Source organism: Actinomyces qiguomingii (genome assembly GCF_004102025.1).
GTDB lineage: Bacteria > Actinomycetota > Actinomycetes > Actinomycetales > Actinomycetaceae > Actinomyces > Actinomyces qiguomingii.
On record NZ_CP025228.1, the window covers coordinates 1,299,101 to 1,322,191 of the forward strand.

The following is a 23,091-nucleotide window of genomic DNA, read 5'->3' on the forward strand; positions in this document are numbered from 1 at the left end:
CATGACATGCCCATGAATGCAACCTTCCCCATACTGTCGGTCATGGCGATTGTCCCGCTTGCCGGGGCACTGCTGTTGTGGCTCCTGCCGCCGCTGCGCCGCCAGGGCCGGGTAATTGGCCTGGTCTTCTCCCTGGCCACCCTCGGCGTAGGCCTTTGGGCGCTGTCGGCCTTTGATCTCACTCGGGCGGGCACCGTCCAATTGGCTGAGACCCATGCATGGATCCCGCTGCTGGGCGTGTCCTGGGCGCTGGGCGTCAATGGACTGGGCCTGGCGATGTTGGCTCTTACCGTCTTCCTGGTGCCGCTGGTACTGCTGGCCGGCTGGGGGGAGGTGCCCGCGGACCGCCAGGCCCTGTTCAGTGGCCTGGTGCTGGTGCTGGAAGCCTTCGCAGTGGTGATTTTCGCGGCCCGCGATGTGTTCCTGTTCTACGTCTGCTTCGAGGCCATGCTGGTGCCGGTGTACTTCCTGATCGGTCGCTTCGGGGGGCCGCGCCGTCGCCGTGCCGCCCTGAAATTCCTGCTGTACTCACTTGCCGGTGGGCTGGTCATGCTCGTGGGTGTGGTTGCGCTGCTGGTCTACGGTCCCGGCGGCGAGGGCGCCTACCTGATCGAGAATCTGGCCGGCCGAATCACCACATCCACCGCCACCGGAAGGTGGATCTTCGCCTCCTTCTTCATCGCCTTCGCTATAAAGGCCCCCATGGTGCCGTTGCACACCTGGTTGCCGGATACCGCCGAGCAGGCTACTGCGGGCACCTCCGTGCTGCTGATCGGGGTGCTGGACAAGATAGGTACCTACGGCATGGCCGCACTGGTGCTGCCACTGTTCCCGCGCGAGTCCGCCTGGGCTGCCCCGGTGATCGTCGTGCTGGCCGTAATCGGCATCATCTACGGCGGCCTGGCCGCAATCGCCCAGGACAACCTGTACCGGCTGATCTCCTACACCTCGATCAGCCACTTCGGGTTCATGGTGCTGGGCCTGTTCATCGGCAACCAGATCGCCGCCACCGGCGCCATGGTCTACATGGTTGCCCACGGGCTCTCGATCGCTGGCCTGTACCTGGTATCCGGCTTCCTCGCGCGCCGTACCGGCACGGTCGCCATCAGTGAGCTCGGCGGTATTCAACGGGTCATGCCGTTGATCGCTGGCACTTTTCTCGTATCCGGCCTGGCCTCCATCGCCCTGCCGGGTCTGAGCGGATTCGTTCCGGAGTGGATGGTGCTCACCGGCACCTTCTCGCAGTCCGTGCCACTGGGCGTGGTGGCAGTGTGCGGCGTCGTCATCGCCGCCGTCTATGTGTTGCTGCCCTATCAGCGCGTCTTCACCGGGGCGCCGGCACAACAGCGTATGGGCAGTGCCGACTTGGACGGGCGGGAGAAGCTCGTGCTGGTTCCGGTCATCGCCGCGATGCTTGCACTCGGGTTGGCGCCGGCCACCTTGACCGACGCCTTCGAGGACCTCGCCGCCCAGGTCGCCTCCACGCTGGATGATGCGGCCGATGCGACCCCGGCCCAGGCCACCGCCGCCGTCACCCCGACCGACTCCGCCGTCGTGATCGCAGAAGGGAACACCAAGTGAGTTTCACCGCCCCGGTCATCGAATGGGCCGGCCTCACACCCGTACTGATCATCCTGGGTGCGGGCGTCATCAGCGTCCTCGCGGAAGCCCTCGTGCCCCGCGCAGCCCGGCCGTTCACCCAGACGCTGCTGAGTGTCCTGGCCGTTCTCGGCTCCGCCGTCGCACTAGCACGACGTTGGAAGGTTGTCGTCCTGGAGGGTACATGGCAGGAACTCACCGGCGGTGTGGTCGAGGACCCCTTCGGCGTCGCCGCCCAGACCATCCTGCTGGCCGTCGGCCTGCTGGCGATCCTGGTCATGGCCGACCGCACGACCGCCGACGACGGCGCCTTCGCCGCTCAGGCCGCCGACCGTCCTGGGAGCGCCGAGGAGGCCGAGTCGATCCACGCCGGCTGGATCGCCACCGAGATGTTCCCGCTCACCCTGTTCTCGCTGGGCGGCATGATGCTGTTTCCGATGGCAAACGACATGATCACCCTGTTCGTTGCACTCGAACTGGTTTCCCTCCCGCTGTACATCATGGCGGCCATGGCTCGCCACCGCCGCCTGCTCAGCCAGGAGGCGGCAATGAAGTACTTCGTGCTGGGTGCCTTCTCCTCCGCCTTCCTGCTCATGGGCGCCGCCCTTCTGTACGGCGTGTCCGCCTCGGTGTCCTACAGGGAAATCGCCAATGCCGTTGTCAGAGGGGGATTGGAGGGCACGGACTGGCTGTCCCTGGCAGGAGTTGCTCTGGTCACCATCGGTCTGCTGTTCAAGACCGCCGCCGCGCCGTTCCATGCTTGGAGTCCGGATGTCTACCAGGGTGCGCCCACCCCGGTGACAGGTTTCATGGCGGCCGGTGTGAAGGCCACAGCCTTCCTCGCACTGGGGCGCTTCTATTACGTGATCGGTGTGACGCTCTACCGGGATATGACTCCATTACTTGGGGCCGTAGCAATTTTGACCATGGTGGTGGGCACAGTCGCCGGTGTGGTGCAGACCGATGTCAAGCGCATGCTGGCCTACTCGGCTATTGCCCACGCCGGCTACATGCTCATTGCTGTCATGGTACCCAATAGCGTGGGCATGAGCGCTCTGCTGCTGTATGCGCTGACCTACGGTGTCGCCACTGTGGGCGCCTTCGGCGTGGTCACCCTGGTGCGTTCCAGCCACGACGGGATCCCCGGCGCCGAAGCCACCGACCTGGATGCCTTCGCGGGCCTGGGACGGCGCAGCCCCTGGCTGGCCGGCGCCATGACCCTATTTATGCTGTCATTTGCCGGCATCCCGCTGACCGCCGGGTTCGTGGCGAAGTTCGAAGTGTTCATCGTCGGCATTGCGGGCGGAGCGACCTGGCTGGTCGTCGCTGCCATAATCAGTTCGGTGGCGACCGCGTTCTTCTACATGCGACTGGTCGTGCTCATGTTCTTCCGCGAGGCGGAGGATGAGCGGGTCACCGTCGTCGCCTCAATGGGGCCGACTGCCCTGACGATCGGCCTGGCCGCCGCAGTCACGGTGCTTGTCGGCGTCCTGCCGCAGACAGTGGCTGCTATGTTGGCCAACGCCGCTATGCTCATGCCGTGATTGGAACGCTGTCCCTCAACCTGCCGCAGTTTGAAGACCGGATGATCCCGGCCCTTGACGCCGTTGAGAGTCGGCTGCTCGAGGTCGTCTCCAATGCCGACGAGACCATCAATCCACCTACCTCCCACCTGGCTGCTGCGGGCGGCAAGCGGCTGCGGCCGATGTTGACGTTGTTGACCGCCCAGTTGGGCGACCCCGGGTTGGCTACCGGTGAGCTGGTGCGAGACGCCGGCGTCGCCGTCGAACTGACCCATATCGCCACGCTCTACCATGATGACGTCATGGACGAGGCGCCCCTGCGGCGCGGTGCCCCAAGCGCACAGACCGTGTGGGGCAATTCGGCGGCGATCCTCACCGGGGATGTGCTGGTGGCCCGTGCCTCCCAGTTGGTGGCCGCCCTCGGGCCGCGTGCCGTACTGGCTCATGCCAAGACCTTCGAGCGACTGTGCATGGGGCAGCTGCACGAGACGCTGCCGCGGCCTGCTGGCACGGATCCGGTTGAGCACTACCTGCAAGTGCTTGCCGACAAGACCGGCTCCCTGATTGCCGTATCTGCCCGCTATGGAGCCATGCTCACCCACGCCGGGGCGGCGACCGAGGCGATCGTGGAGACCTTCGGGGAGAAGATCGGGGTGGCCTTCCAGCTCGCCGACGACTGCATCGACTTGACCTCTGACGCCGCCACTACCGGCAAGACTCCCGGTACGGACCTGCGGGAAGCCGTGGACACCATGCCGGTGCTGCTGCTGCGGCAGGCGCTTGCCGCCGGCGAGCTAGATGCCGCCGGACAGTCGATCCTGGCTACCCTCTCGGGCGCCGACTTGTCCGACGATGCGGTGCTGGCGGAAGTCGTGGACCAACTGCGTGTCCACCCGGTGCTTGCCCGCACCCGGAAGATGGCGATGGATTGGGCGGACCAGGCCGTTGCGGCGCTGGTCGGCCTGGAGGAAGCGGTTATGGAGGGTACCAGGAATCGCCTGGACGCCGCGGGCGTGACCGGGGCTGCGCGCGAGAACGCCCTTGCCGACGCCAGGGAGCGGGTGACGCTGGTGCGCGACGGGATGGTGCAGTTTGCTCAGCTGTTGGTAGACCGCGCCGCCTGACCCGTCACCCGCTTCGCCCCGCTCTGCCGAGTTCGGTCGGAGTTACTGCCGAGTTCGGTCGAGGTTACTGCCGAGTTCGGTCGGAGTTACTGCCGAGTTCGGTCGTGGCCAGATCCAATTTGTGGCGGGGTAGAAGCTGCCGCCGCATGCCGGGCCCGAGGCCGTGACCGCCATGGGCTATCCCAGTCCGGCGACGGCGCCCTCATCCAGCAGCTCGCCGGTGGTGACCGAGGTCAGCTCGACGCCGACGCTTCCGGTTCCGTCCGCCTTCGCGTCGGGCTCGTGCCATTTTGGTGACATGACGGTCGGGATCGGGGCTTTTCGTTGTTGTGGCGCGGATGGGTTGGTGGTTGTGGGCACTAATCCGGTGGGCGGTAGGGTGTGAGCCCGTATGTTCGTAAGGTGCGTACAGCATCGGGCGCTACGGCGGTGCAGATCGTGGCTAAGGAGCACGGTGTGCGCCGGATGGTGGAGCACCTGGTTTCGGCCCACGGGTGAGGCGGAGCTGATGGCCCTGGTTCAGGCGGGGCGGGAGAAGACCCGGTGCAGTTCAGGGCTCCCGATATGCCCATGGGCAGTGCTGCCCGGCGCCCTGGTACTGAGGCCGGCACCAATGACACACCCGGGCTGGTAGGACATTGTGCACCGGGAGGAGGCGATCAGGTCAGCCAATCGGTGGCTGCGTGGAAGGTGCAGGCCCCGCCTCGCGTGTAGAAGTAACCGGCACCGACCTCGGCGACGGCTAGCGTCTGCGGCTCACGATCGATTCCGTCCTCCTCGGTTCCAAGCCTGGCAGTGGCCAGTTGCTCGCCGGTGGTGAGATCGATTAGCTGCAGCTCATGTGCGGCGGAGGGATAGGCTGCATAAACCACATCGCGATGGACGGCGAGCGCTGCGGGTATGGTATCCCCGGCGTCTGCGGACAGGGACAGTGCCGCCGTTGGCGAACCGAGGGGGCGCACGTCCAGCGCCGAATCGGTGTGCACGACCGAGTAACCGCCCGTCTCCCACACCTTCGGGCGCGCGTCCGGCGCGCCTACGGGAGGCTGATCAGTCAGGGTCACCTCCTCGCCGATGGTCACGTCCATGATGCGCCAGGCGTCGTAGGCGGTCTCCAACCAGTACAGCCAGGAGCCCAGCAAGTAGGTGTCCAGGTTGTTCTCCTGGGAGACCATGTTGCCGGTCTCCAAGGAGTAGACGATGTAGGGCGGATAGGAGCCCTCCGCCGCCCCGCCGGAGTCGCTCGTGCCGGTGACTACTGCGTCGCCACTGATCTGGTGAAACTCGTCGTTTCCCAAGTGGTGTGGATCCTTCAGCGTGATCTGCATGGACGCCGTATCGACGGCCCAGATGTGGCAGGCGCCGGATAGATTCCCGGAGGCGAGGCTCAGACGCGTGCCTGCGGCATTGAGCGCCATGGCCCAGTTGCCGATGGCGGTGTCGACATCGGCTTCGACATCAAGCGCGAGGCACTGGCGGACGGTCGCGGCTTCCAGGTCCACTTTGAGCACATGGGCCTGCCATGTGGACTCCGGCACCGTCCCGGCGCGCACGGTAGTGGTGACTATGTAGCCGTAACGGGACTCGGCGTCGACGACCATGATCTCGTCGGTGAGGACATTGGCGGGGCCCAGCTGCTCCTGTAGGGCGTAAAAGTCCTCCGCCGAGTTCATGACAACGAGCTCCATGGATTCGGCCTCGGGGCCGACGGCGGTGAAGTACCGGTATTCCCCGGACTGCGGGTTGCCGTACCACCAACTGTTGCCGCCACAGCCAACCAGGTAACGGCCTCGCAGCCAGGTGAATGACTCGGGCATGAAATCGGTGCCGGGCAAGGCGCCGGTATCGGCGAAGGCTGTGGGTATACGGGGCAGCGCCGTCGGAGACGGCGGGGCGGCGGTGGAGGCGATGGTGCGGTTGGACGGCGTCCTTGGGCCGCATGCGATAAGGAAAGGTAGGGCGGTGGCGGCCAGCGAGCCGGCCAGGAAGCGGCGACGTCTCATGGATTTCCTTGGCACTGTGCAATCGAATATATCGATCCTATATCGTCTAGCTGTTGGTGCGGGGCGGTCCGGGAAGATGCGTGGGCAGGCTCCGGTCTGCATCGGCCGTGAGCCGGAGGGACGGGATGCACACCACATCGCGGCCCGGGAACCGCCGCATAGACTTGGGCGGGCCTTAGCACGGCAGCGCCACCCGGCGTGCCGGCGCCCTCTAACCCGTAGTCGTCAGAATCGAAGACAAGTGAACGCACGCCCCCTCAATGTAGCCGTCATCGGTGCAGGTCCGGCCGGCATCTACGCCTCGGACATCCTGTCGAAGTCGGGCCTGGACGTGAGCATCGACCTGTTCGAGCGCCTGCCCGCCCCCTACGGTCTGGTGCGCTACGGCGTTGCCCCCGATCACCCGCGCATCAAGCAGATCATCGTGGCCCTGTATAAGATCCTCCAGCGCGGTGACATCCGGCTGATCGGCAACGTTGAGGTTGGTCGCGATATCAGCGTCGCGGAGCTGCACGAGCACTACGATGCCCTTATCTTCTCCACCGGCGCGGACACCGACGCGCCCCTGGACATCCCTGGTGTCGACGCCCCGGAGTCCTATGGTGGCGCCGACTTCGTCTCCTGGTACGACGGCCACCCCGACCACCCGCGCACCTGGCCACTGGAGGCCAAGGAGGTCGCCGTCATCGGCGTCGGCAATGTCGCGCTGGACATCTCCCGCATCCTGGCCAAGCACGCCCGGGATCTGCTGACCACTGAGATCCCGGCGAATGTGGCCGGGGCCCTGGCGCAGTCCCCGGTCACCGATGTGCACGTCTTCGGCCGCCGTGGCCCCGCCCAGGTGAAGTTCACGCCCCTGGAGTTGCGCGAGCTCGGTAAGCAACCCGACGTCGACGTCACGGTCGATGAGGAGGACTTCGAATACGACGAGGGCTCCCGCCAGGCGCTGGCCGCATCCAACCAGCAGCGGCAGGTAGTTAAGGCCCTGGAGGGCTACGCCATGCAGGAGCCCGAGGACCTGACCGCCTCCCGCACCATCCATATCCATCTGTTTCAGGCGCCGTCGGCGATCCTCACCGACGACGCCGGGCATGTGCGCGCCCTGCGCACCGAACGCACCCGCCTGAACGGCGACGGCACCGTCTCGGGCACGGGCGAGTTCCGGGAGTGGCCGGTTCAGGCCGTCTACCGGGCCGTCGGCTACGCGGGCAGTCCCATTGAGGGCCTGCCCTTCGACGCCGACCGGCATGTGATCCCCAATGCCGGCGGTCGTGTGCTGGGGGACGACGGCGCGCCGCTGACCGGCATCTACGCCACCGGATGGATCCGGCGCGGTCCCGTGGGATTGATCGGCTCCACCAAGTCCGACGCCCAGGAGACGATTACGAACCTGGTCGCCGACGCCAACGCCGGCCTGCTGCACGCCACCACCGACGACGCCTCCCAGATCGGTCACGACGCGCTGCTGGCGCTGCTCGACTCACGCGAGGTGCCCTACACCACCTGGGAGGGCTGGGAGCTGCTGGACGCCTACGAGCGCGAACTGGGCGAGGCCTACGGTGAGGTTACGGTCACCGGCGGGGACGCCAAGTCGCGTGAGCGTGTCAAAGTCGTCGCCCGCGACGCCATGACCGCCATCTCCCGCGGCACGGAGGTACCGGCCGACCTCATCGGTGAACCGGAGGAGGTGCGAGTACCTGCACGGGTTGTCCACCGCTTGCAGGACTGACCGGGGGCCGCGGCGGTAGGCTGTGGCGTCTACAGCTCTTCCAGTGAAAGGCGGCTTCCTATGCGCATTGGCGTTCCCACCGAGGTCAAGGACCACGAGTTCCGTGTAGCACTCACGCCCGCGGGTGTGGACACGCTCGTGCGTAGCGGACACCAGGTGACCGTTCAGGCCGGGGCCGGCCAGGGCGCCGGTATAGCCGATGAGCAGTACCAAGCCGCCGGGGCGACCTTGGCTGCTGGTGCCGGCCGCGTCTGGGGCGATGCCGAGATGATCCTCAAGGTTAAGGAGCCGCTCCCCTCGGAGTTCGGTTACCTGCGTGAGGATCTGCTGCTGTTCACCTACCTGCATCTGGCCGCCGACCGTGGGTTGACCGAGGCCCTGCTGGACAAGCGGGTCACCGCCGTTGCCTATGAGACGGTTGCCGACGATGATGGCGGCCTGCCGCTGCTGGCCCCCATGTCGGAGATTGCGGGGCGGCTGGGCGCTCAGGTGGGGGCGGATGCGCTGCTCGCCCCGAATGGAGGCTCCGGAGTGTTGCTCGGCGGCGCCGCCGGTGTGCGCCGCGGCAACGTGGTGGTGCTGGGCGGTGGCACCGCCGGATTTGCGGCCGCGCGCGTGGCCGCGGGCATGGGGGCGGATGTGACCGTTATGGACGTCAACCCCGCAAGAATGCGCCAGATTGATGAGCTCACCGGCGGGACGGTGCGAACGCGCTTCTCCACCCCGCTGGATGTGGCCGGGGCCGTGGCCGACGCCGACCTGGTGATCGGTGCGGTGCTCGTGCCCGGAGCCCGTACCCCGAGGCTGGTCACCCATGAGATGGTCAAGGCCATGCGCCCGGGATCAGTGTTGGTGGACATCGCTATCGACCAGGGCGGGTGCTTCGAGGACTCCCGGGTTACCACCCACTCCGAGCCCACCTACCAGGTGGACGGCAAGATCTTCTACGCCGTGGGTAACATGCCCGGGGCGGTGTCATACACCTCCACCTACGCACTGACCAACGCGACCCTGCCCTATGCTGCGGCGCTGGCCGACGCCGGTTGGCGTGAGGCCTGCCGGGGGGATGCAGCCCTTGCGCGTGGCTTGGCTGTCCATGACGGCGCCCTGTACACGGCCGGCGTCGGGCAGGCCCTGGACCTTGAACTCGCCGACGTCGCCGCCCTGCTTGGCTGAAATCGCCGGATCTCCGTCGCGCTCCCAGGAGCTGTACAGCCAGCGTCCATACACTGGCCGCCATGACAGGCACGAACCACCACAACGGACTCAAGACGGCGGTCCTTATAGGCGGCCTATGGGGGCTGCTGCTCCTTGTCGGGTGGCTGCTGGCTCAGGGTACGGGTTCGAGCATATGGCTGGTCATAATGCCGGTGATCGGTGTGGCTCAAACTGCCTACGCCTACTGGAACTCCGATCGGCTGGCGGTGCGCTCCATGGGTGCGATCGAGGTCACCGAGGCGCAGCAGCCGGTCATGTACGCCGTCGTGCGCGAGCTGTCCACTGCCGCCGGCCAGCCCATGCCGCGGCTTTACGTTGCGCCCACCATGAGCCCTAACGCCTTCGCCACCGGCCGTGATCCGCAGCATGCCGCCGTATGCTGCACCCAGGGGATACTGCAACTGCTCAACCGGCGCGAACTGCGCGGCGTGCTCGGCCACGAACTGGCCCACGTGTACAACCGGGACATTCTCACCGGCTCGATCGCAGCCGGCATCGCTGGAGTTATCTCCTCGATCGCCACCGGCATCCTGTGGTTCGGCGGCGGCCGCGACCGGCGCGAGGGAAATGGCCTGGTACTACTGCTGGTTGCCCTGCTGGCGCCGCTGGCGGCCAGCCTGACTCAGTTCGCCGTCTCCCGCACCCGCGAGTACGACGCCGACCACGACGGTGCGCTCCTGACCAATGACCCGCTCGCCTTGGCCAGTGCCCTGCACAAGCTGGAGACCGGCGTCGCCGCCGCCCCGCTGCCTCAGGATCCGCGCCTGGAGCCGGTCAGCGCCATGATGATCGCCAACCCCTTCGGTCGGGTGAAGAGCCTGTTCGCCACCCACCCGCCGATGGCGCAGCGCATCGCCCGCCTGGAACAGATGGCCGGCTACTGAGACGGCTGCGAGACAGCTTCAGGCGGCTACAAACCGGGTAGAGGCGGCTGGGTTATGACTGAGGATCACCCAGGCAGAAGACGAACTGGTTGGGGCTGAGCAGCTTGCTCGTGTTGCCTGCCGTGTCAAACATGAAGGAGATAAGTACCTTCAGTACCGGGTAGGTGCCAGTTGCACTCCGCAACGGCGGCCACCACAGCAATGACGGGGACTAGGGGACTACGACGCTTGCGCTGAGGCTGTCCGGGTTGCATCGGCATCGGGACGCCTGGCGTCTACGCAGCCATGGGCGGCGCCTGGGGCACGGGTCGCTGATCGGGACGGTAAGGGGGCTGAGGTTGAGACATGGCAACGACCGTAGAAGGCATCCGGTGTCCGCGGCGCTGTACATGGCGCCGTCGTCGCTGTGAGCAGTGTCCTATGGCGGCGATTGGCGTGCGGCGTCGTCGGCTTGCTATCCTTCCACGGCACCGAGCGAAGGCGTGGGGCGGCTCGAGCCGTCCGCCGTGAGCGCGGAGCCCGGCGGGTTGCCCGAGCGGCCAATGGGAGCTGACTGTAAATCAGCCGCAGTATGCTACGGGGGTTCGAATCCCTCACCCGCCACCATGGTTGCGGCGTTTATGCCGCGGCCAGAACCTGCCCCTAGGGGTGGGGCCGCGGTGAGCGAAGCCACGGTAAGCGGAGTTGCGCCAGCAAATCCGATCTGCCTAAAGTTCCGCTCGTTGCCCCGATAGCTCAGTCGGCAGAGCGTCTCCATGGTAAGGAGAAGGTCAAGGGTTCGATTCCCTTTCGGGGCTCTGATGCTGCGGGGGCCTACGGGCCCCTGCGTGTCATCTGGCGAGGTAGCTCAGCTGGTTAGAGCGCACGACTCATAATCGTGAGGTCGAGGGTTCGAGTCCCTCCCCCGCTACGCAAGTTCGAGCATGGCACCCAACAGGCTGCTCGAGGATCAGCGAGAGGAGAGTGACGTGGCTAGCAAATCCAGCGACGTTCGTCCCAAGATCACTCTGGCATGCTCGGAGTGCAAGGAACGTAACTACATCACCAAGAAGAACCGCCGAAACACCCCGGACCGGTTGTCCCTGTCCAAGTACTGCTCGCGCTGCAGAAGGCACACGGAGCACCGCGAGACCCGCTGACAATCGCTGAAAATGGCGGCGTGCTGCGCGCATGGAGGCCCCGACGACGCAAGGTCGTCGGGGCCTCGCTCTGCAACCGGCCCCAACCCGTTGACGCCGATGGGCGGTGCGGAGGAGATGGCCGCCGTCATCGCGCAAGTGCTGGCACGCAACGCCTACGAGTACCCATCCGACTTCACGGCGCGCGCCACTAGGGCCGCACAGACGCTCCTGCCGGCCGTGCTGACACTGAACCGGCTCGCCGATCGACTCGGCCGTGACGCTAATGCGCAGGACACCTCCTGGCGTGGGGGCCTGTCCGGCCTGATCCACCGCCGCTGCCGACTTGCACCTGCCCACGGCGATGCGCGCAACTGGCCAGCGCCCGAGCCGACCACACACCCGAGCATCGCCCCGGTGGAGTCCGTGTCCCTGGCGCGCACCAACAGCCGGGGCTGGGAGCTGATTCGGTGCACCGCGGTGGTACGTCAGGCCGGTCTCGCCTGGGAAAGCGGGGTCCGGGTCGTTCATGACCTCGCTCGCAGGACCACGGCGTCGGCCCGGACTCCGGGCGTCGCCGTACCGGCCAGTGCACTCCCACCCATCCGGATGCTCACCCTGAACGCTGGCGACCTGTGCGCCTGGGCGCGGGCGACCGCCGACAACAACCCCATTCACCTCCATGCCGGGGCGGCGCTGAATGCCGGAATGGCCGTGGAGGAGGACGAAATCGTTGCCCATGGGCTGCTGCTGGGGGCTGTGAGTCTCGCATTAGTGCCTGCGGCGGGTACGGTGGACCTGCGCTTGACCGGCGCCGTCCGGCTGCCGCTGAACGGGACGGCGGCGCTGTGCGCCCATACCGACGGTTCCCTCACCGCAGGCGGGAGCGGCGTACTGGCACGTCGCTGAGCCGTCCTCGTGTGGGACTATGCCCACAGATCCGTCCAGATGACACCCAGGTCGGCCAGGAGTCGGCGCACAAGCGGCAGGGAGATCCCCACCACGCCATGCGGGTCGCCCTCAACGCCGTCAATGAAGGCTCCGCCCAGCCCGTCAATGGTGAAGGCACCCGCACACCACAGCGGCTCCCCGGAGGCGACATAGGCGTCGATCTCGGCGTCGGTGGGGGAACCGAAGTGCACCACGGTAGAGGAGACGCCCTCGGCGGTGGCTGCGTCGGAGGGACGCACCAGGAAGTGGCCGGTGTGCAGGATGCCGCTGCGACCGCGCATGGCCTGCCAGCGCTCGCGGGCGCGTTGCGGCGTCTCCGGCTTGCCGACTACCGCACCGTCGATCTCCAACATGGAGTCGCAACCGATCACCACCAGTGCCGGATCTGTCGGCAGCGCAGCGGTAGCAGGGGCGACGGCCACATCGTGCGCCTTGGCGCGTGCCAACGCCTGCACCTGTTCTGCGGGAGTAGGGGCGGGTGCGTCGGCGGCGGCGTGAGCGGCGGCGAGTTCAGCCAGGACGGCGGACTCATCGACATTGGAGACCAGCACCTGCGGTTTGACGCCGGCCGCGCGCAGTGTGGCCAGTCGGCCGGTGGATTGTGACGCCAGAACAAGCACGATCCCACCCTAGTGCCCCGCGGGCCCAGGCGGAGCGCCGGGCCGCATGCCGGCACCACCGTACTTGGCGGGCCGACACCGCTGGCCTTGGCCGTCAGGCTGCGGAGGCTGCTGTCACCTCCCACTATGACTCCGGTTACCCGAGCGGCCGGTGTGCGTGGGGTGATGCAGGCCGATTCGAGGATACGGGCAAGCCAGTAAGGACGCTGCCCGGACAGCAACCACCACATTCCCAAGCCAAAGAGCCGGTTGTCTAGGGTGGTTCCATGAGCCCCTCCTCGCCGTTCAACCGGCTCGAAGTTGTGGAGCGCACCGGTTCCACCAACACCGATCTGCGGCGGGCGCTATCCGGTCCCGATGGCCTGCTGGACCCGGATGCGGCCGCCAGCTGGCCACATATGTCAGCCCTGCGTGCCATCACCCAGACTGCCGGTCGTGGTCGCGCCGAACACGCCTGGACCACGCCTCCCGCGGGCGCACTGACGGCCTCCATCGTGTTGCGACCACTCGTACCCGCCAAGCGTCTGGCGTGGCTGCCGCTGCTCGTGGGCTTGGCTGTTTCACGTGCCCTGGCCCCTCGGCTGGAGTCCGTGGGCTGGGCGACGGCGACCAAATGGCCCAATGATGTCATCGCCGTGCCAATTCCCGACACGCCCGCTCCTGAAGATCTTCCCGGTTGGGGGAGTGGCCGCAAACTGGCTGGCATTCTCACGGAGTTGATAGCACCCGCGGGTTTCGGCTCCGAAGCCCCGCAGGCGGAGGCCGGCGCGGGGGTCGGCGCCGCTTGTGACCGGCGTCGGGCGGCCGCAGTCGTGGTGGGCATCGGCGTCAACCTTTTTCAACCCGCCGGCGACATGCCCGTACCCTGGGCCGCCTCGTTGACCTCATTGGGCGCGCCCGTCAACGCCGACGACCCCGCGGCGGTGCTGAATGAGTGCGGGTGGCAGCTGGCCCGCCTGCTGCCCGTCTGGGAGAGAGTCTGCGGTGACCCCGACGCCGGAGACGGCCTGTTGGGGGCTGAGTTGCGCTCTTCCTGCGCAACCCTCGGGCAGACTGTGAGGGTTACCGGTGCCGACGGCGAGCTGACGGGCACGGCAGTGGACCTCAACCCGTCCCTCGTGCTTGAGGTGCACGACGACGGCCCACCGCATCGCGCAGTTGTGACCGCCGGTGATGTGGTCCGTGTACGTGCCGCGGGTTCGGGCGTCTGAGAGTTGATGCCGGGGCGGTGGACCTGGCGGCGATAGTGGGAACCGTTGTTTTGTTCCTGGATTGTTCCGGATCTCGCCATGATTGATCACGAGCGTGTGATGTGCGCTACTCTTGCGCGGTGACCGAACTGCACACGCCCGACCCGCGCACGACTGCCGGGGACTCGGATGCCGGTGCGACTGCCTCGATGGCGGACGCCCCGGCCACTGAGGAGTGGGCCACAGTCCGCGGCCACGAGCGACGACTGCTGCAAGGGAACCCCAATCTCAGCCTGCGTGAGGTCGCCGAACAGGCCGGCACCGGAATGGATCTGGCGGGACGCTTCTGGCGCGCCATGGGATTCGCCGACGTCGACCCTGACGAGATCCATTTCACCGCGCAGGACGCCACCGCCCTGCGCACCGTTGCTGATCTGATCGACGAGGTCGACGACGGCTTGCCGTCCCAGTCCGCGCCCGGGGGCGGACTAGCTGCCAGCAGTGTTCTGGAACTGCTGCGCGCCCAGTCTTTCACCATGGACCGGCTGGTGCTCTGGCAACTGGAGACACTCGTCTCGGACATCTCCCAGCGTCTCCACCTGGATGACACCGCCGCCCGGCTGGTGGCCCTGGATCACATCGATGAGATGATCGATTCCCTGTCCGGGCAGCTGATCTACGTGTGGCGCCGACACCTAGCCTCTCTGCTGGACCGCACCGACTCGGAGGTCTCCCGGCGTGGCGTGGAAGACGCGGGCCCCGACTATTACCCGCTGATCCGCTCCCTGGGTTTTGTGGACATCGTCTCATTCACGCAGCGGGCTCAGACCATGGGGCGCATGGAGTTGTCGGAGATGCTGGACGACTTTGAATCGACCGCCCGTGATGTGGTGACCTCTCGCGGTGCCCGGGTGGTTAAGACCATCGGAGACGCCGTCATGTACATCGCCGATGACCTGAGCACCGCCGCGGACGTTGTCACCGCTCTGGTGGAGGAACTCCAATCCGGCCCGGAGATGATGCGGGTGCGTGCCAGTCTGGTGCAGGGCCGGGTGGTTTCGCGCTCCGGTGACGTGTTCGGACCACCCGTGAATCTGGCCTCCCGGCTGGTGGACACCGCCGAGCCCGGCGGCATCCGCATGGATGAGGCCACCGCGATGGGCATCCTTAACGGCCCCGATGCTCACCGGTACACGGTCCACCCGTGCCACGAGGTGGTCGCCAAAGGGCTGGGCAATGTGACCCCCTGGGCGCTGGCGCTGAGCTGACCGCGGACACCGACGGCTAACGCGGGGGACCACGCCTCATGCTCTCGGAGGATGACGGCTCCCGCTCTAGTCGCATACGATCCAGGGCATGACGAATGTGCTTCTCGTTGAGGACGACCCCGCCATCTCCGAGCCGCTGGCCCGGGCCTTCGGCCGGGAGGGCTACGAGGTCCACGCCCACGGCACGGGCAAGGGGGCCCTTGAAGACCTGGACGGGGCGGACATCATCGTCCTGGATCTGGGACTGCCCGACATCGACGGCCTGGATGTGGCCCGTCAAGTGCGCGCCCGGGGATTGACTATCCCGATCCTGATGCTCACCGCCCGCAGTGAGGACACCGACCTGGTGGTTGGCCTGGACGCAGGCGCGGATGACTATGTCACCAAGCCCTTCCGGCTGGCCGAGCTGCTGGCCCGTGTCCGTGCCCAGGTGCGGCGTGCCTCCGGTGAGGTGACCGAGGACGAGCTGGTTGCTGGCGACATCCGTGTGGACGTGGCCGCCCACCGCGCCTTCGCTGGCTCGCAAGAACTGCAGCTGACCACTCGCGAATTCGAGCTTCTGCGCGTGCTGGTGCGCGGTGGCGGCCAGCCGCTGTCATCCGAGGACATCCTCAAGGAGGTCTGGGGCGAGGACCCCACGGGAACCGAGCACACCTTGGCCATGCACATCACCTGGTTGCGCCGCAAGCTGGGAGATCAGACCGAGGAACCATCACTGCTCGTATCCGACGCCGGGGGATATCGGCTGGCGGTGTGATCCGGTCCGGCCCCGCACCACTGAGATCCACCGTCTGAGAAGGCAGGGAGAATGCAGCGCCGAGCGATGCAGATGACTATGGCGGCGGTGTCGGTGGCCGTAATCCTCCTGGGAGTGCCGTTGGGCGGGGCGTGGATCGTCGTAGCCTCCAGGGCCTCCTCCGCCAACGAGGACCACCTGCGGGTGATTCTCATCGTGGTGCTCACTACCGTCGGCCTGGCTGCGGTGGCGCTGATGGCGGCATACATATTCGCGGCGAAGGCCTCACGGCGCATCAGTGCCCCGCTGATTTATCTGGCGGCTGAGGCCGAGCAGCTTGGCTCCGGGCAGGTGCGTCCGCGTCTGCGCTCCAGCGGTATCGAGGAGATCGATCTGGTGCAGGCCGAGCTGGTGCGCAGCGCCGAGCGTGTGGCCGGACGCATTGCCGCTGAGCGGCAGTTCGCCTCCGACGCCTCGCACCAGTTGCGCACGCCGCTGACCTCGCTGAGTCTGCGCCTGGAGGAGATCGAGCTGCTGTCCACCCAGGAGGAGGTGCGTGAGGAGGCACGCGCCTGCATTGAGCAGGTCGATCGGCTAACGGGCGTGGTGGGGGATCTGCTGCGTATTTCGCGGCGCACCGGCGGGGGGACCACCGAGGCCCTCCACCTGGCCGATGTTTTCGCGCAGCAGCGCGAGGAATGGGAACCGGCCTTCCATGATGCCGGTCGCGATATCACCTTTACCGATGAGATCGATGTGCCGGTGCTGGCCACCCCCGGGTCTCTCGGGCAGGTGCTGGCCACGGTTATCGAGAACTCGTTGCGTTACGGGGGCGGGACTACCAGTGTCAATGTGCGCAGCGCCGACGGCGGGCACGGCGTCTTCATTGACATCGGCGATGAGGGGAAGGGCGTGGATGAGGATATCGCCCCCAACGTATTTGAGCGCAATGTCTCCGGGCATGGTTCCACCGGGGTGGGGCTGGCACTGGCCAAGGACCTGGTGGAGGCAGACGGCGGGCGCATTGAGCTTTCCCAGCGCCGACCCGCGGTTTTCTCGATCCTGCTCAACGCGGTGCCCAAGTCGCTGGATCCGAACAATGTGCTGCCCCGCGGCGCACTGGTGAGTGTGGGGCGGCGACGTCGACTTTAAGCCGGGCTTCCGCGCCCGGACACGGCCGATGTCGCGGCGCAGGATGACGACGCAGAAGGCCGACAGGGGCCTGCCGGTCGAGCGCGCCCGTCCGCGTATCCAAGTATCCGATCGGTCGCGGAGCGGGGCGGTGTACACGCCTATTCGACGGCGTCCAGGGCGACCGGCTCGGCGGAACCCTTCTTCTGGGGCTGCCTGTTCGTCGCGCTCAGCCGGTTGCGCAGCGCAGTGATGACCATGGGCAGCACCGAGACGAAGACGATTCCCAGGATCATCACGTCAATGTTCTCCTGGATCCACTTGATGGAGCCCAGGAAGTAACCGAGCCAGGTGATGCCGAAGGCCCAGAAGGTGGCCCCAAGCATGTTGAAGCCCAGGAAATGGGCGTAGTGCATTCGGCCCACCCCGGCCATCACCGGGGTGAAGGTGCGCACGATCGGCACGAACTGGGCCAGCGTAATGGCCTTGCCGCCGTGCTTGGCGAAGAACGCGGAAGTGCGTTCGACGTACTCCTGCTTGAACAGGCGCGAGTCCTCCCGCTTGAAGATGGCTGGGCCGGCCTTGCGGCCGATGGCGTAGCCGGTCTGGTTGCCGACGATCGCGGCGACCCACAGCAGGGGGGCGGCCACCCAGATGTGCACGCCGACGGCACCGGTGGCCACGAACATACCCAGCGTGAACAGCAGGGAGTCCCCCGGCAGGAAGAAACCGACCAGGAGCCCCGTCTCGGCGAAGATGACGAGCATCACGCCAACGATCGCCCAGGGGCCGAACCATTCGACGATCTTGGTGATCAAGTTGGCAGCGTCAAGCCATTCGGGGCCGAGTCCGGGGGCGGGCATGGCCGGCAGCGCCGCCGACAGTGCGCCGGGGGACAATGCGGTAGCCGGGGTCAGAGCAGTCACGGCATCAGGGTATGAACAAATCGCGGGTGGGCGCCGAGACGAGCGCCGCATCCGGGCTGTGGTATCGGGCACGTGAATGTGGCCCGGTATGCTTGTTACGGCGCCGCCGAGGCGCGGGCGGCCGTTCAGCGGGAGCGGGTGGCGGCATCGCCGGTGAATACGACATAGTGGTAGAACAGGAAGCGGAAGGCGGTGCCCAGAGCGAAGCCGACCACATAGGCGGAGACATTGTCCGCCAGGGGGCCGTTCAGCCCTAGCGCGTGGTGAGTGAACAGCAGGCAGAACTGGGTGATCAGGATGCCGCCGGCGTTGGCGAAGGCGAACAGGAACGCCTCTCGAGCGGCGCTGTCTCGGGTGCGGCCGCGGTAGGTCCAGGAGCGGTTGGCCACCCAGGAGAAGCAGGTCGCCACGCAGGCGGAGACGATGTTGGCCGAGTTCGGATGCCCGGCGAGCACACCCGTTGGACCGTGCTGGAGCAGATTGAACAGGCCGGAGTCGATGACGTAGGACAATGCGCCGACCAGCCCGAACTGCGTGAACTCCCGCAACCAGTCGTATAGTCGCCCGCCAAGGGCTCGCGCGGTGTTGGCAGGCGCCTTGGCGCGGGGATGCGTCTCAGCGTCCAGCACTCCGGGTCTCGCTTTTGTCACGGGGACGATCATAGGGGCGTCCACTGAGTGCACACTGGCAACGTGTTCGGACTCACTGCCTGGGCTCCTCTGTGGCCCGGACTACGGTACCCAGGTGACGGCGGCGTTACCGTCCCACACCCAACTGACCCAGAACAGCTGCCCCACGACTCCGGCGACCAGCAGGAACACGCGCATGCGCGGCGTCGTCCTGGCGGCCAATGCCCAGGCTGCTGGGGCGAAAGGCAGCGCCAGGCGCAGCACCGAGGTGGTCGGATCGAAGAAGACAAGCAGATACAGGGCGTATCCCAGGCACCACAGCCACGGAGCCGCACCGAGTCGCCGCAGCGCCGGAGAGGACAGGACCAGTACGCCCATCAGCAGCACGGCGACCGTCAGCAGCGGGCCCAGATGGTCACCGACCCACCACTGACCGCGGGTGAGCCATGGCTCCACCGGCGTAAGTTCACCGCCGCGCCATGAGGTCTCGGTGGCGGTGTAGGCATCGGCGCGTCCGGTGGCCGCCCAGGCCAGCAACGGCCAGGCCAGCGCAGCAGCCGCCGACACGCCGGTCAGTGCCAGCAGACGTGGGCTTGGACCACATCCACCGGGCGTGCTCCCGCTCGGATGTGCTTGGGCCGTACGGCGGGCACAGACCGACTCCCACAGCCACCACAGCCCCAGTGTCGCCGTCAGCGGCACACCCAATGGCCGGGCAAAGGCGGCAGCGATCACGGCCGGAGTGGCCGCCAGGAAGCGGCCCCGCTGGGCCAGCAGGAGTGCCAGCGGTACGGCCAGCATGCCGAGCGATTCTGCGTAGGGGAGTTGCAGCACGACGGCGCACGGAGAACACCAGACCAGTGCCACCGCCCACAGAGAAGTTTGCGGGTCGACGCGCGGAGCCAGCCACCGGTCCAGGACCACGGCGGCCAGGGCCGAGGCCGTCAGGGACACCAATGTGGCGCAGGCATAGAAGGACCAGCCCGTCCAGGCCAGAGCGGAGGCCAGTAGCGGCAGTAAGGGCATGAAGGCCCAGGCATTCTGCTGTACGGCGCCATCGGCGCCGGTGGGCAACTGCGTCGGATATCCCTCGCGGACGATTCTCTCGTACCACCCGGAGTCCCAGAAGGAGGCCTGCTGCATCCATGACGGCGATGCCGGCGCCCACACGGTTGCGCCGGTGTCTTGGGCGCCCAGACGCAGGATCATTAGTGACAGCAGCGTGGCCGCCGCCCAAACCGCCGATACTGCCGCCCAGCGCGGTAGTGAGGCGGTTCGTCCGCCGGGGAGGCGGACCGTGCAGGCGGCTGGCCGGGGCGAGTGATCCACGGATGCCGGTTTGTGGGAGGCGGAGGGTTCAGACACGGCGCCAGCGTAAGGGGCGCCCGCCCGGATACCGACTCCGTAACCGGTGACGTCCGGTGCGTGGTTAGGCTGTGGCCGTGAGCGCACCCATTCTCGCCGTTATCGGAGGCGGCCAGCTGGCCCGCATGATGCAGGAAGAGGCCTCGGTCCTGGGCATTCACCTGCGCACGCTCGTGGAGGCGCCCAACGGTGCCGCCGCCCAGGTGACGGTTGATGCCCCAGTGGGGCGCGCGGATGACGCAGATGCTGTGCGCGCCCTGGTGGCTGGAGCCGCTGCGGTCACCTTCGAGCATGAGCACCAGGATTCGGCACTGCTGTCGCGCCTGCAGGCGGAGGGACTGCCGGTGCGTCCGGCTCCGGAGGCGCTGTTGCTGGCCCGCGACAAGCTCGCCATGCGCCGTGAGGTGGAAGCGGCCGTGCTGCCGCAGCCGGCCTGGACGGAAATCGCCGGAGACGCGCAGGAGATGCGCGCTCAGGTGCGCCGCTTTGCCGCCGAGCACGGCTGGCCGGTGGTGGTGAAGACGCCGCGCGGCGGCTACGACGGCCACGGCGTGCTGATGGTCGACTCCGCCGGGTTGGACCATGCCGAGGCCGCCTCCTGGTTGGAGTCGACGGCGGCTGCCCGCGCGGGGCACGCCTGCGCAGGCGCGGGAGGCGGCGGCAGTCTGGGAGGAGGCGCCGTCACCAGCCTCCTGGTGGAGGAGGCGGTGCCCTTCACCCGTGAGCTCGCCGTGCTGCTCGCCCGCCGCCCCTGCGGCCAGATCGCCGTCTGGCCGGTGATCGAGTCCGTGCAGTCGGGCGGCATCTGCGTTGAGACCGTGGCCCCCGCTCCCGGGCTCGATCCGGAGGCCGCTCGACATGCGGTGCGCATTGCCCGGACCATCGCCGAGCGGGCGGACGTCACCGGGGTGTTGGCCGTGGAACTGTTCGCCGTTGAAGATTCCGAAGGCACGCGCCTGTACATTAACGAGCTGGCCATGCGCCCCCACAACTCGGGCCACTGGACCCAGGACGGCGCCGTGACCAGCCAGTTCGCCCAACACCTGCGTGCCGTGCTCGACCTGCCGCTGGGGGCGACGGCGTCGATCGCCCCCACCACCGTCATGGTCAACCTGTTGGGTGGGCAGACTCCGGCGCCCGCCGACGCCTTGGCCCGCGCCATGGCGCTGGATCCGCAGGCGCGCATCCACCTGTACGGCAAGCGCTGGCGGCCCGGGCGCAAGCTCGGACACGTCAACCTGACCACCACAGCCACCGACCCGGAGGGGATCGCCGCCGCGCGCGAGCGGGCGCGCGCCGTCGTCGCGATCCTGCGCGGCGAGAGCTGAGTGGGCCGACGGGGCCCGGCCCGCGTCGATTAGGCATAGGCTTAGTAGGCCTGCTCGCGCCGTGGGGGCGCTGTACCGTGCCGCGTCGCAGCCGGTGCGGGTGATGCGAGGCAAACGGCAGATTCGGTGGATTCAACGTAGGAGATCCCGTGAGCAAGCAACAGGACCAGCGGCCAGTCGTCGGCATCGTCATGGGATCCGACTCCGACTGGCCGACCATGCGGGCCGCCGCCGATGTCCTGGACTCTATCGGCGTCCCCTATGAGGCCGATGTCGTCTCCGCCCACCGCATGCCTGACGAGATGCTCGCCTATGGTCGGGCCGCCGCCGGGCGGGGCTTGCGGGTCATCATTGCCGGCGCCGGCGGCGCCGCCCACCTGCCGGGCATGCTAGCCGCAGTTACCGAGCTGCCCGTGATCGGCGTACCCGTGCCGTTGAAGTACTTGGAAGGCATGGACTCGCTGCTGTCGATCGTGCAGATGCCCGCTGGCGTCCCGGTTGCTACCGTATCGATCGGGGGTGCCCGCAACGCGGGCCTACTGGCCGTCCGCATCCTCGGGACGGGGGAGGGGGCCGAGGCGGAGCGGTTACGGGCCGCCATGCGCTCCTTCCAGACCGAGCTCGCCGACACCGCTCGCGCCAAGGGCGAGGCGCTGCGCCGGGAGGTCGCCGGTCGCGCCTGATAACCCGAGCCGGTACAATCGTGGCCATGAGTATCCTCGTCGCGGGCGGTGCCGGATACATCGGCGCCCATGTTGTCCGTCTGCTGCAAGCCCGTGGGGACGAGGTTGTCGTCGTAGATGACCTGTCTTACGGGACTGTGGGGCGCGTGGGCGACGCAGACCTGGTCGAATTGGACGTCGCCGCCGGGAACGCCACTGAGGTCCTGACCGATTTGATGGAACGCAAGGACATAAGGGCTGTCATCCACTTCGCTGCCCGTAAGCAGGTGGGGGAGTCCGTGGCTCGGCCCGCCTGGTACTACCAGCAGAATGTGGGCGGCCTGGCCAACATGTTGGCGGCGATGGAGCAGGCCCGCGTGGAGCAGATGATCTTCTCCTCCTCCGCCGCGGTCTACGGTATGCCACCGGTTGATGTGGTCCCCGAGGACATCGAATGCCGCCCCATCAACCCCTACGGGGAGACCAAGCTCATCGGCGAGTGGATGATGGCGGATTGTGAGCGCGCCTGGGGCCTGCGTTGGGCGGGCCTGCGCTATTTCAACGTCGCCGGCGCCGGCTGGGACGATCTGGGTGATATGGCCACGCTCAACCTGATCCCGATGGTTCTGGACCGCCTGGCGCGAGGCGAGTCGCCGAAGATCTTCGGCACCGACTATCCGACCCCGGACGGCACTTGCATCCGCGACTACATCCATGTGCGTGACCTCGCTGGCGCGCATATTGCGGCGCTGGATCACCTGGCCGGACAGGAGGAGCTGGAGCAGCACGTCTTCAACGTCGGCACCGGCAGGGGTTCGTCGGTGCGCGAGGTGGTCTCAAAGGTCATCGCCGCCGTTACCGCTGCAACCGGCCGCCAGGTGCAACCGGAGGAGCTCGAGCGTCGTCCCGGCGACCCGCCGCAGTTGATCGGCGACGCCACCCGTATCCATCAGGTGCTCGGCTGGGTTGCCGAGCACGACCTGGACGACATCGTCTCCTCCTCCTTCTCCGCCTGGCAGGCCGACCCCGATCGACCGCACTTCGCCTGAACCCGCAACTCCTTCGACACAAGCGATCGCCCCGCGCA

22 protein-coding genes, 3 tRNA genes and 1 pseudogene are annotated in these 23,091 nt (G+C 67.3%); 19 read left to right on the plus strand and 7 right to left on the minus strand.

The window, feature by feature from the left end:
• The first annotated feature begins 6 nt into the window (after nt 1–6).
• The 3 genes from CWT10_RS05325 to CWT10_RS05335 are packed head-to-tail and all read left to right on the plus strand — an operon-like array spanning nt 7 to nt 4,246.
• A complete protein-coding gene (locus tag CWT10_RS05325) occupies nt 7–1,581 on the plus strand; it encodes an NADH-quinone oxidoreductase subunit M (protein WP_103063864.1) in 1,575 nt (524 codons plus the stop codon).
• The gene (gene nuoN / locus CWT10_RS05330; protein ID WP_103063863.1) at nt 1,578–3,143 is read left to right on the plus strand and encodes an NADH-quinone oxidoreductase subunit NuoN; all 1,566 of its coding nucleotides are present in this window, start codon (nt 1,578–1,580) and stop codon (nt 3,141–3,143) included. Before CWT10_RS05325 ends, nuoN begins: the two co-directional genes overlap by 4 nt.
• Nucleotides 3,140–4,246, plus strand: coding sequence for a polyprenyl synthetase family protein (locus tag CWT10_RS05335; RefSeq protein ID WP_103063862.1), 1,107 nt, complete (start codon nt 3,140–3,142; stop codon nt 4,244–4,246). The genes nuoN and CWT10_RS05335 overlap by 4 nt, the downstream gene beginning before the upstream one ends.
• Before the next feature lie 177 nt (nt 4,247–4,423).
• On the opposite strand, the gene CWT10_RS17645 is transcribed toward CWT10_RS05335, so the two are convergent.
• Nucleotides 4,424–4,546 (minus strand): hypothetical protein, encoded by a 123-nt coding sequence (locus CWT10_RS17645; protein ID WP_269843800.1) that lies wholly within the window; start codon nt 4,544–4,546, stop codon nt 4,424–4,426.
• Between the two features lie 81 nt (nt 4,547–4,627).
• On the opposite strand from CWT10_RS17645, the pseudogene CWT10_RS17905 reads away from it, so the two are divergent.
• Nucleotides 4,628–4,802 (plus strand): annotated as a pseudogene (locus CWT10_RS17905) (IS1634 family transposase); the annotation flags it as partial.
• 103 nt (nt 4,803–4,905) lie between these two features.
• Here the strand turns inward: CWT10_RS17905 and CWT10_RS05340 are convergent.
• A complete protein-coding gene (locus CWT10_RS05340; RefSeq protein ID WP_103063861.1) occupies nt 4,906–6,249 on the minus strand; it encodes a hypothetical protein in 1,344 nt (447 codons plus the stop codon).
• Between the two features lie 241 nt (nt 6,250–6,490).
• Here CWT10_RS05340 and CWT10_RS05345 point away from each other — a divergent pair, with 241 nt between their 5' ends.
• From CWT10_RS05345 to htpX, 3 genes are all read left to right on the plus strand, one after another.
• Complete coding sequence (locus CWT10_RS05345) at nt 6,491–7,978, plus strand: FAD-dependent oxidoreductase (protein WP_103063860.1); 1,488 nt, start codon at nt 6,491–6,493, stop codon at nt 7,976–7,978.
• Between the two features lie 60 nt (nt 7,979–8,038).
• Nucleotides 8,039–9,154 carry an alanine dehydrogenase gene (ald, locus tag CWT10_RS05350; RefSeq protein WP_103063859.1) on the plus strand — a complete coding sequence of 372 codons (1,116 nt, stop codon included), beginning with the start codon at nt 8,039–8,041 and terminating at the stop codon, nt 9,152–9,154.
• A gap of 62 nt (nt 9,155–9,216) precedes the next feature.
• Nucleotides 9,217–10,080, plus strand: coding sequence for a zinc metalloprotease HtpX (gene htpX, locus CWT10_RS05355; RefSeq protein ID WP_103063858.1), 864 nt, complete (start codon nt 9,217–9,219; stop codon nt 10,078–10,080).
• Between the two features lie 52 nt (nt 10,081–10,132).
• On the opposite strand, the gene CWT10_RS17650 is transcribed toward htpX, so the two are convergent.
• Nucleotides 10,133–10,264 carry a hypothetical protein gene (locus CWT10_RS17650; protein ID WP_280525566.1) on the minus strand — a complete coding sequence of 44 codons (132 nt, stop codon included), beginning with the start codon at nt 10,262–10,264 and terminating at the stop codon, nt 10,133–10,135.
• Nucleotides 10,265–10,601: 337 nt separating this feature from the next.
• Here CWT10_RS17650 and CWT10_RS05360 point away from each other — a divergent pair.
• The 5 genes from CWT10_RS05360 to CWT10_RS05380 all read left to right on the plus strand — a co-directional run bounded on the left by CWT10_RS05360 (nt 10,602) and on the right by CWT10_RS05380 (nt 12,107).
• Nucleotides 10,602–10,686: transfer RNA gene (locus tag CWT10_RS05360), tRNA-Tyr, on the plus strand.
• 118 nt (nt 10,687–10,804) lie between these two features.
• A tRNA-Thr gene (locus tag CWT10_RS05365) sits at nt 10,805–10,877 on the plus strand.
• Nucleotides 10,878–10,916: 39 nt separating this feature from the next.
• Nucleotides 10,917–10,990: transfer RNA gene (locus CWT10_RS05370), tRNA-Met, on the plus strand.
• A 58-nt stretch (nt 10,991–11,048) separates the two neighbouring features.
• Nucleotides 11,049–11,219 (plus strand): 50S ribosomal protein L33, encoded by a 171-nt coding sequence (gene rpmG, locus CWT10_RS05375; RefSeq protein ID WP_103063857.1) that lies wholly within the window; start codon nt 11,049–11,051, stop codon nt 11,217–11,219.
• A gap of 117 nt (nt 11,220–11,336) precedes the next feature.
• The gene (locus tag CWT10_RS05380) at nt 11,337–12,107 is read left to right on the plus strand and encodes a hotdog family protein (RefSeq protein WP_103063856.1); all 771 of its coding nucleotides are present in this window, start codon (nt 11,337–11,339) and stop codon (nt 12,105–12,107) included.
• Between the two features lie 17 nt (nt 12,108–12,124).
• On the opposite strand, the gene CWT10_RS05385 is transcribed toward CWT10_RS05380, so the two are convergent.
• Nucleotides 12,125–12,769 (minus strand): Maf family protein, encoded by a 645-nt coding sequence (locus CWT10_RS05385; protein WP_103063855.1) that lies wholly within the window; start codon nt 12,767–12,769, stop codon nt 12,125–12,127.
• Nucleotides 12,770–13,035: 266 nt separating this feature from the next.
• On the opposite strand from CWT10_RS05385, the gene CWT10_RS05390 reads away from it, so the two are divergent.
• The 4 genes from CWT10_RS05390 to CWT10_RS05405 all read left to right on the plus strand — a co-directional run bounded on the left by CWT10_RS05390 (nt 13,036) and on the right by CWT10_RS05405 (nt 17,115).
• Nucleotides 13,036–13,980: a biotin--[acetyl-CoA-carboxylase] ligase gene (locus CWT10_RS05390; RefSeq protein WP_103063854.1), complete on the plus strand. Its 945-nt coding sequence runs from the start codon at nt 13,036–13,038 to the stop codon at nt 13,978–13,980.
• A 188-nt stretch (nt 13,981–14,168) separates the two neighbouring features.
• On the plus strand, nt 14,169–15,227 hold the full coding sequence (locus CWT10_RS05395) for an adenylate/guanylate cyclase domain-containing protein (protein ID WP_103063932.1): 1,059 nt from the start codon (nt 14,169–14,171) through the stop codon (nt 15,225–15,227).
• 88 nt (nt 15,228–15,315) lie between these two features.
• Nucleotides 15,316–15,984 carry a response regulator transcription factor gene (locus CWT10_RS05400; protein ID WP_103063853.1) on the plus strand — a complete coding sequence of 223 codons (669 nt, stop codon included), beginning with the start codon at nt 15,316–15,318 and terminating at the stop codon, nt 15,982–15,984.
• A gap of 51 nt (nt 15,985–16,035) precedes the next feature.
• Nucleotides 16,036–17,115, plus strand: a complete 1,080-nt coding sequence (locus CWT10_RS05405) for a sensor histidine kinase (protein WP_103063852.1) — start codon at nt 16,036–16,038, stop codon at nt 17,113–17,115.
• A gap of 140 nt (nt 17,116–17,255) precedes the next feature.
• Here CWT10_RS05405 and CWT10_RS05410 read toward each other — a convergent pair whose 3' ends face one another.
• From CWT10_RS05410 to CWT10_RS05420, 3 genes are all read right to left on the minus strand, one after another.
• Nucleotides 17,256–18,020, minus strand: a complete 765-nt coding sequence (locus CWT10_RS05410; RefSeq protein ID WP_416171721.1) for a VTT domain-containing protein — start codon at nt 18,018–18,020, stop codon at nt 17,256–17,258.
• A gap of 125 nt (nt 18,021–18,145) precedes the next feature.
• Nucleotides 18,146–18,568: a GtrA family protein gene (locus CWT10_RS05415; protein ID WP_233188287.1), complete on the minus strand. Its 423-nt coding sequence runs from the start codon at nt 18,566–18,568 to the stop codon at nt 18,146–18,148.
• A gap of 183 nt (nt 18,569–18,751) precedes the next feature.
• Nucleotides 18,752–20,014: a hypothetical protein gene (locus CWT10_RS05420; protein WP_103063850.1), complete on the minus strand. Its 1,263-nt coding sequence runs from the start codon at nt 20,012–20,014 to the stop codon at nt 18,752–18,754.
• Nucleotides 20,015–20,091: 77 nt separating this feature from the next.
• Here CWT10_RS05420 and CWT10_RS05425 point away from each other — a divergent pair, with 77 nt between their 5' ends.
• From CWT10_RS05425 to galE, 3 genes are all read left to right on the plus strand, one after another.
• Entirely contained in the window at nt 20,092–21,342 is a 1,251-nt protein-coding gene (locus CWT10_RS05425; RefSeq protein ID WP_103063849.1) for a 5-(carboxyamino)imidazole ribonucleotide synthase, read from the plus strand.
• A gap of 191 nt (nt 21,343–21,533) precedes the next feature.
• Nucleotides 21,534–22,025: a 5-(carboxyamino)imidazole ribonucleotide mutase gene (gene purE, locus CWT10_RS05430; protein WP_103063930.1), complete on the plus strand. Its 492-nt coding sequence runs from the start codon at nt 21,534–21,536 to the stop codon at nt 22,023–22,025.
• A 26-nt stretch (nt 22,026–22,051) separates the two neighbouring features.
• The gene (gene galE / locus CWT10_RS05435) at nt 22,052–23,053 is read left to right on the plus strand and encodes a UDP-glucose 4-epimerase GalE (protein WP_103063929.1); all 1,002 of its coding nucleotides are present in this window, start codon (nt 22,052–22,054) and stop codon (nt 23,051–23,053) included.
• Nucleotides 23,054–23,091 lie beyond the last annotated feature (38 nt).